Annotated in this window: 11 protein-coding genes; 8 read left to right on the top strand and 3 right to left on the bottom strand. The window is 69.0% G+C overall.

Features of this window, described 5'->3' with window-relative positions:
• The first annotated feature begins 520 nt into the window (after positions 1 to 520).
• Positions 521 to 1,156, top strand: coding sequence for a DUF4386 domain-containing protein (locus AC07DI_RS36095; protein WP_478909052.1), 636 nt, complete (start codon positions 521 to 523; stop codon positions 1,154 to 1,156).
• Entirely contained in the window at positions 1,153 to 1,875 is a 723-nt protein-coding gene (locus tag AC07DI_RS36090) for a DUF4386 domain-containing protein (protein ID WP_478909050.1), read from the top strand. Before AC07DI_RS36095 ends, AC07DI_RS36090 begins: the two co-directional genes overlap by 4 nt.
• 203 nt (positions 1,876 to 2,078) lie before the next feature.
• Here the strand turns inward: AC07DI_RS36090 and AC07DI_RS36085 are convergent, their stop codons facing one another.
• A complete protein-coding gene (locus AC07DI_RS36085; RefSeq protein ID WP_384259447.1) occupies positions 2,079 to 2,825 on the bottom strand; it encodes a bestrophin-like domain in 747 nt (248 codons plus the stop codon).
• Positions 2,826 to 2,870: 45 nt separating this feature from the next.
• Positions 2,871 to 4,292, bottom strand: a complete 1,422-nt coding sequence (locus AC07DI_RS36080) for a hypothetical protein (RefSeq protein WP_478909049.1) — start codon at positions 4,290 to 4,292, stop codon at positions 2,871 to 2,873.
• Between the two features lie 404 nt (positions 4,293 to 4,696).
• Here AC07DI_RS36080 and AC07DI_RS36075 point away from each other — a divergent pair, with 404 nt between their 5' ends.
• From AC07DI_RS36075 to AC07DI_RS36060, 4 genes are all read left to right on the top strand, one after another.
• Entirely contained in the window at positions 4,697 to 6,565 is a 1,869-nt protein-coding gene (locus AC07DI_RS36075) for a CASTOR/POLLUX-related putative ion channel (protein ID WP_478909048.1), read from the top strand.
• Between the two features lie 158 nt (positions 6,566 to 6,723).
• Positions 6,724 to 8,634, top strand: coding sequence for a flavin monoamine oxidase family protein (locus tag AC07DI_RS36070; RefSeq protein WP_478909047.1), 1,911 nt, complete (start codon positions 6,724 to 6,726; stop codon positions 8,632 to 8,634).
• A 313-nt stretch (positions 8,635 to 8,947) separates the two neighbouring features.
• A complete protein-coding gene (gene uppS, locus AC07DI_RS36065; RefSeq protein WP_478909045.1) occupies positions 8,948 to 9,655 on the top strand; it encodes a polyprenyl diphosphate synthase in 708 nt (235 codons plus the stop codon).
• A complete protein-coding gene (locus tag AC07DI_RS36060) occupies positions 9,655 to 11,124 on the top strand; it encodes an oxygenase MpaB family protein (RefSeq protein WP_478909059.1) in 1,470 nt (489 codons plus the stop codon). The genes uppS and AC07DI_RS36060 overlap by 1 nt, the downstream gene beginning before the upstream one ends.
• 206 nt (positions 11,125 to 11,330) lie before the next feature.
• On the opposite strand, the gene AC07DI_RS36055 is transcribed toward AC07DI_RS36060, so the two are convergent.
• Positions 11,331 to 11,795, bottom strand: a complete 465-nt coding sequence (locus tag AC07DI_RS36055; RefSeq protein WP_478909044.1) for an FAD-dependent oxidoreductase — start codon at positions 11,793 to 11,795, stop codon at positions 11,331 to 11,333.
• Positions 11,796 to 11,953: 158 nt separating this feature from the next.
• Here AC07DI_RS36055 and AC07DI_RS36050 point away from each other — a divergent pair, with 158 nt between their 5' ends.
• Positions 11,954 to 12,496 carry a hypothetical protein gene (locus AC07DI_RS36050; RefSeq protein WP_478909043.1) on the top strand — a complete coding sequence of 181 codons (543 nt, stop codon included), beginning with the start codon at positions 11,954 to 11,956 and terminating at the stop codon, positions 12,494 to 12,496.
• 374 nt (positions 12,497 to 12,870) lie between these two features.
• The gene (locus AC07DI_RS36045; RefSeq protein ID WP_478909041.1) at positions 12,871 to 13,338 is read left to right on the top strand and encodes a MarR family transcriptional regulator; all 468 of its coding nucleotides are present in this window, start codon (positions 12,871 to 12,873) and stop codon (positions 13,336 to 13,338) included.
• Positions 13,339 to 13,453: the final 115 nt, after the last annotated feature.

The following is a 13,453-nucleotide window of genomic DNA, read 5'->3' as shown; positions in this document are numbered from 1 at the left end:
GACAGCACGGCCCATTCATCATCGGAGAGTTCATGACGGCGCACCACGGCAAACATGATCCATCACACAAGACGATCTTTGAAGACGCCCCCTAGTACTCCACGAGCGCGCCGGCATCACCAGGGCTCCGCGGCACCGAGAGAGCTTGGGCATCCCACCGAAGGATCGCTGTTCTGGTGGGTGGCTGTGGCGCTCCGGAGGGCGGCCGGGTGGTGGTGGCGCGACAGGCGCTCGGTATTCAGACTCCACTATGTGCTCGCCATGGCCTCTGACCTGTGACTATGGTGAAAATGACCGCAGCTCCGGAGTGCGGGACCGATACCGGGGGCAGGCCCGGGATGATTCCTCCCGCGCGGGCGACGCATATGCCCGCGAGGAGAGGATAGTTGGGGGCCAGAAGCACACTCCTCGGGTAGCGGGCCGTCGCTTGATGGCTTCGCGGTCGCCGACTCGTGGCCTGGACGCAGCACGGCTCATGTTCCAGGCCCCCGGGTGGGCTGCGTGCGGAAGGGGCGAAAGCGTGCCGTACAGGAAGACCGCTGTGCTGGTGGGGTTGTTGTTCCTCTCCTCGACGCTCACCTTCGCCGTCGGCAGCTCGCTCCTTGAGGACTACTTCTCCGGCACGGACTCCGGAGAGGGCAGGCTCCTCGCGGGCGTGCTGCTGGAGAGTTGCACGGGTCTTGCGGTCGCCGGGATCGGCGTCGCGCTGTTGCCCGTGCTGCAGCCGCACGGACGGCGCCTCTCGGCCGGGTATCTGGCTCTCAGGTGCGCGGAATGCGCTGCCATCATTGCGTTCGGCTGCTATTTCCTCGTGAGTGAGAAGGAGTTGTCGGATTACGAGCCGCTGGTCTACGTGGTCTCCGGGGCCGGCGGTCTGGTCCTGTCCTGCCTCCTGCTGCGTTCCGGGCTGGTCGCCCGGTGGCTTGCGGTACTCGGACTCGTGGGTTACGCCGTGCTGCTGGCGGGAGCGGCGAGCGACCTGCTGGGGCTCGTGGACATCAACTCCGGTGCCGCGATGGCCTTCCTCGTTCCTGGTGGCTTGTTCGAAGCGGTGCTCCCGCTGCTGCTGATCTTCAAGGGGTTCCGCCTCGTCGTGCCGAGACCCGGCACGGCCGGTCGTGAGGAGCGGCCGACGCCCGAGGGAGCCCGCGGATGACCTCGCCCAACGGGACCTCGGGGGCGGTCCGCGACGCCGCTCTGGTCGCGGGAACGGGCATCCTGGCCATGGCCCCGTTGGCGGTATTCGCCAATTTCGGCGTGCTGGAGAACCTTGTCACCGAGGGCGACGCGGCACGAACCGCCCAGGACATCCGCGCCTCCGAGATGCTGTTCCGCCTCGGCGCCGTCGCCCTGCTCCTGGTCGCTGTCCTGGACGTGGTGGTGGCCTGGGCACTGCGGGTCTTCTTCCAACCGGCGCACAAAGACATCGCGACGCTCGCGGCCTGGTTCAGGCTCGCCTACGCCGCCGTGCTCCTCGTCGCCGTCACCCAACTCATCGGGGCGCTGCCCCCGGCCAAGGACGCCGGGCCCCTGGGGGCGTACCGTGCGGACCAACTGAACACCGAAGCACTCATGCGCATCGATGCCTTCCACGACATCTGGGACGCCGGGCTCATCTTCTTCGGCGTCCACCTGCTGCTGCTGGGATTTCTCGCCTTCAGGTCGGGCTACGTCCCCCGGGTGCTGGGCCTTCTGGTGGCCCTCGCGGGGCTCGGCTATCTCGTGGACAGCCTCGGCGCCTTCCTCTCCTCCGGGTACTCGGCCGAGGCGGCCGTGTTCACGGGCGTAGGCGAACTCATCCTGATGATCTGGCTCCTGACCAAAGGCAGGAACATCGGCTCACAGCTCCCCATTCAGGCCGAGGCGGCGCCCTGAGGGGACATTCTGCCGCGGGACCCGTCACACCGGCTCACCGCCGCCCGGCGGTGGCCGAAGCGATGCGAGCGGTGTCACTCGAATGGCTCTTGAGTCGTGGCAGCCGAGCCGAAGGTCAGCGGCTGCTGGGCCGTTCGGTATCGCGGGGTGGACCGTTCAGGTGGGTGGGCTGTTTCGGTCCTGAGGCCGGCCGGAGGCATCGGCTACGCGCTGGGGAAGTACCGGTTGAAAGATGAGGAGTCGACTGCCATGGGGCCGGTGAACGGCTGGTCCAGCTGGTAGATGAGCAGCACAGTCAGGGTGATCAGGCCGGTGAGACCCATCACCATGACGACATGGGTGACGCTGCGCTGAATGCCGAACATGAACATGAAGGCGATGGTGAGCAACCCGCCGCCCAGCAGGCCGAACCACAGGACCGGTGACAGGCCGTTACGTGCGTCCGCCTCCCGGCCCCGGCGCGCGTCCCCCATCACCCAGAGCTGGGTGACCACTTCTCGCATGGTGACCTGCTCCATTGCTTGCGCGTCACCGGGCACCCGGTTCGCAGCGCGCACGTCCTGAAGCAGGCGCCAGCCTTCCTGCCCCGGAGGTTCTCCTGTCGCCATGGCCGGGAGCTCGGTGCGCACCGCGTGGTGTACATACTGCGTCACGCTCTCGCGCAGGTGCACCGCATCGGCCCCGGGCAGGCCGTCGGCGAGCTGGTAGATCTCGTGGGCCGCGTTCGCCTCGTTCTGGACGTGCTCCTCCGCGCTGGACCTGCCCTCCCAGACAGACACCAGCGACAGCCCCAGCAGCAACGCGTACAGGACGCCGACCATCATCGCGATGTACTCGGCCACGTCCTCCCGCGGTTCGGCGTCGGTGTTCGGCCAGTAGCGGTGGCGCAGGAGCACGCCCGCGGCCGCGAGCATGGACACACCCAGGACCAGCGCGATCGTTTCGGTCATGAGTGCTCCTTCTGCGTACGGTGCGGCTACCGGGGTGTCCGTACGTCACTTCGGACGCGAGCGGAGCAGGACGGCTGCCAGGACCGCCGGAAACACCACGAGAAACAGGATGGCCACCAGGCCGGTCCCGGTGGGCCCGTGTCCTGGACGATAGAGGCGGTCCAGGAGCTCCACATCTTGGACGGCTTGTGGGGGACGCACCGGTGTCACGATGGAGGTATCCGGGTCCAGGAGCGGCGGCGGGACCACCGCTTCCAGGAGGGGCGGCCGGACTGCCGTGGCTGGAGGTCGCGGGAGAGCCGGTGGGGCGAGGGGGGCTTCCGGGGCCGCCGGGGCCTCCGGGGCCTCCGGGGCCGCTGGGAAGAGGCCCGGTGGCGCGAGCGGGGCCGCCCCTGGGGGTGCGGGGAAGGGATCTCGTGGCGCAGGCGGGGTCCCTGGTGGGGCGAGGAAGAGGCCTGGCGGGGTGAGCGGGATCCCCGGGGGCGCGATGAGGAGACGCGGCGGCGCGAGCCGGGCCTCCGGGCGAATGGGGAGCGGGCCGGGCGCGGGCGCCACGGGGGCAGGCCGCGCGCCAGGGGGAGGAGGAGCGGTCCGCTGCCCGACCCGGGCTCCGCGCGCAGGGGGAGGGGGAGGCGGAGGCCGAACAGGTGCGGCCTGCAGGGTGAACCGCACCGAGGAGTGCGCCGTGAGGCGCGGGGGAGGGACCAACGCGCCGGTACGTCCTAGCGTTCGGGTGAGGTCGTTGCCTTCGGCGAAGCCCCTGCTCTCATAGGTGCCCGGTGCCGCATGAGCGATGGACCGGCATGACGCGGAGCGCCCGGGAGCGATCTGCGGCACCACCGGGTGGCCGGCCCCGCAGTCGATGACCTTCGCCTCCGGCAGCGCGTCGCTTACGCGGACCTGGTGAACGGTCAGGTCCCCCCGGTTCGTGACGGTGTAGTGGAGGACGCCCTGTTGCGGGGCCACCTCGACCGTCTGGACGAGGGCCAGGGCTCCTCCGACCCCCCGGTACCCCGCCCGTGCGCGGGCCCGGGACTCCGTGTTCGAGGCGCGGACATCGCCGACGGCGGTGACGTCCGCAGCCTGGACGCCCGGCCTGGCCGGTGTCTCGGCCGCGCACGTGGCCGAGCTGAGACCACGCAGCATCGCCACGGTGCCGCGTCCTCCGCAGTTGACGGCCACGCCCCGGGGGAGGGCGGGGTCGGTCACCCGCACGTTCAACAGGTCGGCTCCCGTGCGGTTGATCAGGCGGTAGACCTTGTGCACGGGGTCACCGACCCGGATGCCGGGATTGAGTGCCCCGGCGCCGGTCCGGGAGTTGACGGTCACTTGCAGTGCCAGGCCACCGTTGCCCGCACCGTCGGCCTTTGCGTGCCCTCCACCGGGCACCATGACAGCGCAGGCCAGAATCAGCAGTGCGGCTACGTGGAAAAGCCACATGAACCCCTTCTTCCAGCGGATACGCATGCCGCCATGCTCGACGAGGACCACATTTCACATGGAACGGAACGCGCCTTCCGTGTCCGTTGCGGTGTGATAATCACCCTCATGGTCTCGTGCGGGTCTTACCTGATCGGCGCGGCGGACCCCACCGCGAGCCCCGCGAGCAGCGCCCTGACGCCTGCCGCCCGGCGCGCCCTTCCGCCACTGCCACTCCCACAGGGCGCCACGCGCTCGGCCTCTCGGTGGTCGGCGTGGGGCGGATGGATGAACGAAGTGGTCTGACCGGGCGATCGTGCCCACGCCGAATGATCAACCCTCGGAGTGGGGAGCAAGCTGGACTGAGCTCGGGTGGCGGAAGGGACGCGGGCCGGGGCCGAGGTCAGGGGGCGATGTTGCTTCAGCGGTTGCGGTACAGGTTCGACAATGTCATGGCGCGCGGGACGCCGGCACTCATCGGCGTACTGGCTGTTGCCTGCTGTGTACTCGTGTTGTTCAACGGGGCGCTGTTGCTGTTGCTCGCTCCCGCGGAGGCGCCTTCGGAGGGTGGCAAGTCGTGGCTGTGGTCCGGTTTCCTGCGGGTCATCAGCCCAGCGGTGGTCGCCAGGGACAGGGGGTCGACTCCGTTCCTGGCCGCTGCGGTGCTGATGGCTTTCGGCGGCATCTTCCTGATGAGCACGCTGATTCCGGTGATCAGCGCGGGGCTCCAGAACCAGCTGGCCCGCTTGCGCCGAGGCCGTTCGGTCGTGGTCGAGAGCGGGCACACGGTCGTGCTGGGCTGGTCTCCGCACGTCTATACCGTGCTCTCCGAGCTGGTGGAGGCCAATCGCAACCAGCGCCGTGCGTGCGTGACCATCCTCGCGGAGAAGGACCGTCCGGAGATGGAAGCCGCGATCCGGGAACGGGTGGGAAATACCGCCACCACCAGGGTTGTGTGCCGCAGCGGTGACCCCACCGACCCGGTCGACATCGCGATCGTCAATCCGTCGAGCGCACGCTCGATCATCGTGATCCCGCCGGAAGGCGACGATCCTGACATCGCGGTCGTCAAGTCACTGCTGGCCGTGGGGAGCAGCCGGACTCCGCGGGGCCGGGGGCGGAATGGGCAGAGCGCTCCGGTGATCGTGGCCAGCGTCCAGGACGCGCAGAACCTGTCCGTGGCGCGACTGGCCGGCGGTGCCACCTGTCATGTCATCAGCGCTCAGGGGTTCATCTCCCGGTTGATGGTGCAGATGGGCCTTCAATGCGGGCTGTCCGCGGTCTATACCGACCTGTTGGACTTCGAAGGCGATGAGATCTACATGCAGCCGCAGCCCGAGCTGGTCGGACGGACCTTCGGTGAGGCACTGATGGCCTACGGGGCCTCGTGCGTGATCGGGTTGATGGACGCGTCCGGCCGCGTACGGCTCAACCCTCCCCACGACACGGTGCTCCGCGCACAGGACCAGATCGTCGCCATCAGCGAGGACGACGGCACAGTGCTGCTGTCCGAAACGGTGCCGGTCGTCGACGAGACGGCGATCTCACCACCCGGTGTTCTCGCGCGGCCGGGCCGCCCGGTTCTGATGATCGGCTGGAGTCGACACGCGCCTCACATCGTCCGCCAGCTCCAGGCGCAACTTCCTGCCGGGTCCCGGGTGGACGTGATCGCCGACACAGACCTCACCGGCGCCGAGAGAGTGCTCACAGGCGCTGGCGAGGGTGTCCCGGAGGTGTCCTTCCGCCAAGCCGACACCACCCGTCGTGAGGTGCTGGAGTCCGTCGACCTGGGTGCCTACGACCACGTCATGGTCATCTGCCCGAATGAACGGGACCCGCGCGACTCGGATGCCCGCACTCTCACCACCTTGCTGAAGCTACGCGATCTGGCAGCTCGGCACTCCCACGATTTCTCCCTCGTCACGGAGATCGCCGACGACCGCAACCGCGCCCTGGCCCGGGCGGCGAAGGCGGACGATTTCATCGTGAGCAGCGAGCTGGTGAGCCTGTGCCTTGCACAGCTCTCCGAGAACCCTCATCTGGGCCAGATCTTCGACGAGCTGTTCGGACCGCAGGGCGTCCAGATCAGCCTGCGCCCCATGGCCGGCTATGTACGGACCGGGGTGGACACCGACTTCTACACGGTGACCACCGCGGCCTCCCGGTGCGGTGAGATCGCCATCGGCCACCGGATCCACGGCCGTGCCCAACTCCCGCCCGACTACGGGGTACTGATCAACCCCGACAAGGCGGCACGCGTCAGCTACACCAAGGACGATCAGATCATCGTCCTGTCGGCAGGAACACGCGACGAACCCTGAGCGCGGCGGGCAGCAAGTTGCCCAGACCCAGAGGCGGAACCGGAGTTGGAGCCGGAGCCGGGGCCCGAGGAGAAGGGCGTATGGCCGACCGGGTGACCCGCGCTCTTTGGTGTGGTGTCCCGGCCAGGACAACACGGTCGCCGCGCGAGGCTGTGACCATGAACGCACAGCCTTCCAGACGCTCCCTCATGGCCGCGGCCGGCAGCACCACCCTGACCGCCGGCCTCGTAGCCTCCGCCCCCCAGGCGGCCGCTGCGTCCGCTCTCGCGCCGACGGCGCCCAACGCATCGGACAGGGGCGCCGACTGGCAGACCTGCCTGGCAGTCGCCCGGGCCATCCTCGTCCTCGACGAGAACAACCGGCCCCTCACTCCCGCGTACACCGACATCCTGCTCGGCGAGGGCCTGCCCCGCGGGCGCGAGAGCAAGAAGGTCCTGGTCATCGGGGCCGGTCCGGCCGGCATGGTGGCCGCCCACCTGCTGCGCGAGGCCGGGCACGACGTCACCGTGCTCGAAGCCAACGCCAACCGGGTGGGCGGGCGCATCAAGACCTTCCGCACCGGCGGCCATGAGAACGCCGAGCAGCCGTTCGCCGACCCCGCTCAGTACGCGGAGGCCGGAGCGATGCGAATCCCCGACAGCCATCCCCTGGTCACCGGGCTGATGGAAGCACTCGGCCTCGAGCGTCGCCGTTTCCACCTCATCGACGTCGACGCCTCGGGAAGACCCGCGAACCGCACATGGATCCACGTCAACGGCATCCGGGCCCGCCGCGCCGACTACCAGGCCAGACCCCGGCGGATCAACCGCTCCTTCGGGGTCCCCGCGCGGCACGAGAACACCCCGGCTGCCGACCTGCTGCGCGCGGCACTGGCACCGGCACGGGCACTGGTCGACGGCAAGAGAGGCCGCGCCCTCGTCGAGGGCTGGGCCAGCGTGCTCCACACGTACGGGCACTGGTCGATGTACCGCTACCTCAAGGAACGAGCCGGACTCGACGAGAACACCATCGACCTGATCGGTACCGTCCAGAACCTCACCTCACGCCTGCATCTCTCCTTCCTCCACAGCTTCCTCTCCGCGGCCCTGATCAGCCCGAGCACCGCCTTCTACGAGCTGCCCGGAGGCACCGCCACTCTCGCCGACGCCCTCTACGAACGGGTGGGCGATCTCGTACACCTGGACCGGCGCGCCGTGCGCATCGAACACCGGCCCGGCCATGGCGTCACCGTGCACACCGTCTCCGAAAGCCGCGCGAGCCAGCCCGTGACCGAAGAGTTCACCGGCGACGAGGCGATCATCACCGTGCCCTTCGCCGGACTGCGCCACGTCACCTTCACGCCCGCCATCTCCTACCGGAAACGGCGTGCCATCATCGAAATCCACTACGACGCGGCCACGAAGGTGCTCCTGGAGTTCTCACGCCGCTGGTGGGAGTTCACCGAACAGGACTGGAAACGCGAACTCGACGCCGTACACCCCGGTCTGTACGAGGCATACCGTGCCGGGAAAGCGCCTACGGACGGCTCGTTGCTCGGCGCCCACCCCTCCGTCCCCGACGGCCAGGTCCCCGAGCGCCAGCGCATCCACTACGCAGCACACCGTGCCCCCCAGCCGGACCAGCCCGAGGCGGCGCGGGTCATCGGCGGCGGCTCGATCACCGACAATCCCAACCGCTTCATCTATGAACCCTCCCACCCCGTTCCCGGCAGCCCCGGGGGAGTTCTGCTCGCCTCCTACAGTTGGTCCGACGACGCCCTGAAGTGGGACGCCTACGACGACGAGGAGCGATACCCCCTGGCACTCACCGGCGTTCAGGAGGTGTACGGCCAGCGCACCGAAATCTTCTACACGGGCAAGGGCCGCACCCAGTCATGGATGCGCGACCCCTACGCCTACGGAGAAGCATCCGTCCTGCTTCCCGGTCAGCACACCGAACTCTTCCCCGACATCCCTGCCTCCGAAGGTCCATTGCACTTCGCGGGCTGTCACACCTCCCTCAAGCCCGCATGGATCGAAGGGGCCCTCGAATCCGCGATCCGCACGGCACTGGAAGTCCACACCGGATGACAGCGGACGCCGTGACTCGGACGTACGAACCATGGGTGACGGTTACCTGTTCCGCTCGGCCAGGCCCTTTCGCGCTGCCAGACTCCCGGAAGGGAACGCGCCGGTGGGGCGTGCGCGGAGGCGGGGCGGGGGAGTCGGGGTGGGCGTGGTCGAGGGCGGTGCAGCCGGTCGTGTCACTCTGGACGGTTCGGAGCCAGTGGCGATGAGCCACGGCGTCTCGCACGCACACGCGGCAGCGGAAGACCGGCCGGCCGAACGGCACTACGGCGACGGACCCGGCGAGCAGCGGCGGGGCGAAGGGCCGCCACGTGCGATGCCACGACACGTGGCTTGTGTGATGGACGGTAACGGCCGTTGGGCGCAACGGCGTTCACTTCCCCGCATCGCAGGGCACCGGGCCGCAGAGACCACGGTCATCGACATCATCGAGGCGGCGCGGGCTGCGGGCGTCGGGTGGCTGAGCCTGTACGCCTTCTCCACCGAGAACTGGAGTCGCCCCGGCGCTGAGGTCGACTTCCTGATGCGTTTGGTGCGGCGGGTGGTGCGCAAGCACGCACCGCTGTTGCTCACACGCGGCATCCGCTGCCGCTTCCTCGGAGTCTTGGACCCACGCATCCCCCGTGAACTGACCCAGGACTTCGAGGACCTGGCGGCGCTGACCGCCGACAACCAGGGGATGACACTGACGGTCGCTTTCGACCACGGTGGGCGCCAGGACATCGTCGAGGCCGCACGGTCGCTGATCCGCAGCAAGACGTCTGCCGACGAGGTGACCGAGCGGCTCTTCGCAGCCCACCTGCCGTTCCCCGACACCCCCGATGTGGATCTGGTCATCCGCACCTCCGGCGAGCAGCGCATCTCCAACTTCATGCTCTGGCAGGTCGCCTACGCCGAGTGGATCTTCCCCGAAGCGCTCTGGCCGGACTTCAGGGCCTCAGACTTCCTCACCTGCCTGCATGCCTACCGGCACCGCGACCGCCGCTTCGGCGGTGTGCCGCCCCGGACGAACGGAGACCCATGATGACCGCCGAAAGTACGGGAATGGTCGACGAGGAGCCCCTGTTCGGCCCGCAATCACGGTTCGGCTCCTTCTTCGACGACCCGCGCTGGGCGCTGGCCATCATCCGCGCCACCGTGCTGGAAGCCGCCCATCCACAGATTGGCGCCGCCCTCGTCGACAATTCCACCTTCGTCGCCCACCCTTGGCGCCGACTGCGCAACACCTCCGTCAGCGTGCGGCGCATGTTCGGCGGCGACCCAGCGGCACGCGAACGGGAAGCTGCCCGGCTCAACCGGCTGCACGCCCGCATGAGCGGTACGGATTCCCGCGGCCGTGCCTACGACGCGATGGACCGCCCGACTCGGGCCTGGGTGGTCGCCACCCTCTTCGAGAGCGCCGTCACCATGTATCGACTCAGCGGCCAGCCGCTCGACCAGGACACCATGGAGCGCATGTACGCCGAGTACCGCATGTTTCTTGCAGCGCTCGATGGCGATGCTGCAGAACTCCCCGAAGCACTCACCGACTTCTGGCGGTACTTCGACCGGGTCGTCACAAACGAACTGGAGAACACCGAAGCCGCCCGCGTCATCCTCTACCACCTCTTCGACCATCTGCCCGCCCCGGCACTGCTGGATGGCGCCCCGACACTGTGGGCGGCCGGCCGCGCCGTCGTCGGCCCGCTGCTCGGCGCGATCACCGTTGCCTCGCTGCCCGAGCCCTACCGGCGCCGGGCCGGCCTGCCCGAGATGCCCGGCGCCCACACCCTCATGCAAGGCGCCTACTGCGCCGCCGGGCTCACCCGCTTCCTGCCCCAGGGCTGGATCAACGCCGAGAGCATCATCGAAGTCCTCTCCCTCACGCCCGACAGCGACGACCCCCGCGCCCGGACTGTGGCCGCGCTGCACGCCCGCATGAAACGGGCGTCGGCCCTGCTCCGACTTCTCACACCATTGGGCGGCGACACCGACAGCAATCCCGCCCCGGAGGTTTCGACGGGCGGCGGTGCAGTACGACGCTCGGCGGAAGAGTTTTTCCACAGGGTGCTCGACCAGACCGGCGACGGTCACATCGACTGGCCCGACCTGGCCGCCATGGCCCGCGAACTCTCCACTCGCCTCGACCTGGACGAGCCGGAGGAGACCCGCCTCTACGACGCCTTCGCCGCCTGGTGGCGCGAGCTCCAAGCCGACCTCGACACCGACGGTGACGGCCGCGTCAGCGCCGACGAGTACGCCGCCGCCATCCCCTCCCTCGCCGGACCTGCGCTCATCCGCGTCGCCGAGGTGCTCTTCGACGCAACCGACAAGGACAGCAGCGGAACCATCGACGCCGACGAGTATCGGACCCTCTTCCGCACCGCCTTCCACCGCGACCTCACCATCACCGACGGCGCCTGCGGTCGGAGCGCCTTCGTAGGCGATTTCCTCTCCTTCATGTCGGGTCGCCGCACGGGCGGTCCGTACGACCCCGTCCTCACCGACGCATGAGGTCCGACCGACGAGTCACGTGAGTTGCCAGCAGTGCTCCGCCCCGTCGCGGACTGCGCGGGTGCCGCCGTCGACCGCGATGGCGGACGCCCGCAGGTTTTCAAGCGTTCCGTCGAGCAGGGCGCCAGATCACGGGCCTCGCCGCCGCCATCTGCTGCTACAAACGACTCGTCCGCGTCGCCTCAGTGCCAGGTCTTGAGCCGGGATCAGGCAGTGGGCGCGGTGTTGATCATCCAGTGAGTGAAGGCGGCGTAGCGCTCGGCGGACTCGGCGGCTCCGTCGGCGTGCTCGATCGCGGCGGAGTGCTGGCGCACCTCTTCGAACCGGGACCGGCGTACGCTCTCGTAACGCGCGAGGGCGGGAGCCGTGACGGGTCCCCTCGCCAACTCGGCGCGCAGCACTCCGGCGTCCTCCATGCCCAGGGTGCCGCCCACCGCGATGTGCGGGGACAGGCCATGTGCGGCGTCCCCGATCAGGGCGACCCGGTCCGTGGTCCAGCGCCGCAGCTCGGGGACGAGCATGATCTGGTTCTCCAGGATGGATTCCTCCGGCGTCGCGGCGATCATCTCCAGTAGCTCGTCGTGCCAGCCGGACTCGGCCTCGTTTCGGGCCCGGAGAAGTGCCCGGCCCCTCTTGCTGCCGACCAGTTCACCGGCGTCGAACTGGGGCACGGGTCGCCGAGATTGCTGCGATCGCCACCCGGTTCGGCTGCGACGCGGCGGCCGACCGTGCCGACTCCCTCGCAGCGATCGAGGCGGTGATGCTCGGCGACCACGCACGCGCCGCCACCCTGTCCCAAGCGGTCTTGGACCGGCACCGGTGCAGCCCGATGGCTCAACCCATGCAGTCGGCCGGGTTTGTCCGCAGCCTGGTGTACATCGGCGAGGGTCGCATCGACGAGGCCGTCACCGTACTGGACCACGTCATGGCCGACTGTGATCGGCACGGCGAGCAGTGGTCGCGCGCCTTCGCCGACTACATGTGTGCGCGAGCCGAGTTGGCCCGCGGCCGGGTGGAGGCCGCGTTCGAACACGGCCGGGCCTCGTGGCTCACCAAGCGTCGCCTCGACGACTCGCTCGGGATGGCCGTCGCCCTGGACGTCCTCGCCGCCGCCTCGGCAGCGGCCGCGGACGCCCGGCGGACCGCCCATCTGCTCGGCCTCGCCCAGCAGATGTGGGACACCCTCGGCGCACCACAGATCGGCGTCTCGGAGTGGATCGCCACCCGACGGAGCTGCGAGGAGCAGGCCCGTCGGGCTCTGGGCGACGACGTCTACACCATCGTCTTCCACAACGGCTACCGCACACGTCAGGACGACCCCGACGCACTGACCCATGAAGGGGCGGCGTCCGGGCCTCAACCGGGTCAGTGAAGGTTGGGCAGGACTGCCGTAAGCAGCCGCTCATACGTCCGGGCGAGCCGCCGGAGGGGAGGCGTCAACTCACCTCCGCCGTCGACTCGGCGCTCGCGCGGACCTCCGGTTTGCCGGCGGGACCGGCTTCGCCGGCAACTCAGCCCCTTTGCGCGGCCACTGTTAGCCCGTCAGGTGACCACGAGCCGTCCCACGGTCGTTCCACGAACCTGATCAACGTCATACCTTCGGGGCGAGACAGGGCCCGCGGTGTTCGTTCCGAAGACGTCCGGAAGATCACCTGCTTGCCCTCAACCACAGTTGAGGTCATACGGTCCCCTCACGACCTGCACGGCATGCAGGCTCCGCATCGAAGTACCAGGAGGGAACACCTCATGACGACCCAGCAGATCCCCGACGCCCAACTCGCCGGACAGCCCGCTGCCTACTGGACCGGTGTCGCCTACGAGGCGCTTATCGCGTACACCCGGGCCCAGCAGGCCGAAAAGGGCTACACCCAGCCTCAGTTCTGGCTCCTGCGCAACCTGTCGGAGAACGACATCTCACCCGACGGCAAGGGAATGACCCTGCCTGAACTGCAGGCAGCCATGGCCTCCTACATACGACCCGAGGACGATCTGGCTGCGGAGAGCGAGGTGCTCCTGGAACGCGGCTGGCTGACCCGGGACACCGAGGACCGGCTATGGCTCACCCAAGAGGGGGAACAGGCCCGAGTCGACCTCGCGCGCAACGCCCCCGCAATCCGCGCCGCCCTCCACGAGGGCATCGACGACGCGGACTACGTCACCACGTTGAAGGTGCTTCAGCAGTTGATCCGCAACGCGGGCGGTACGGCCGCCTGACAGGCCCAGGGGCCGGGCAGCGGCCTGACCCCTGGCGACCAAGGCACTGGTCTCCCCATCGCGCACCGCAGACACACTGTGAGTGGCGCTTGGGACAGCGCCGTGTCCTCTTCGG

This window comes from Streptomyces sp. NPDC044106, assembly GCF_056433985.1.
Note: the sequence above shows the minus strand (reverse complement) of the source record. Positions and strands in the feature narration are given on the sequence as shown.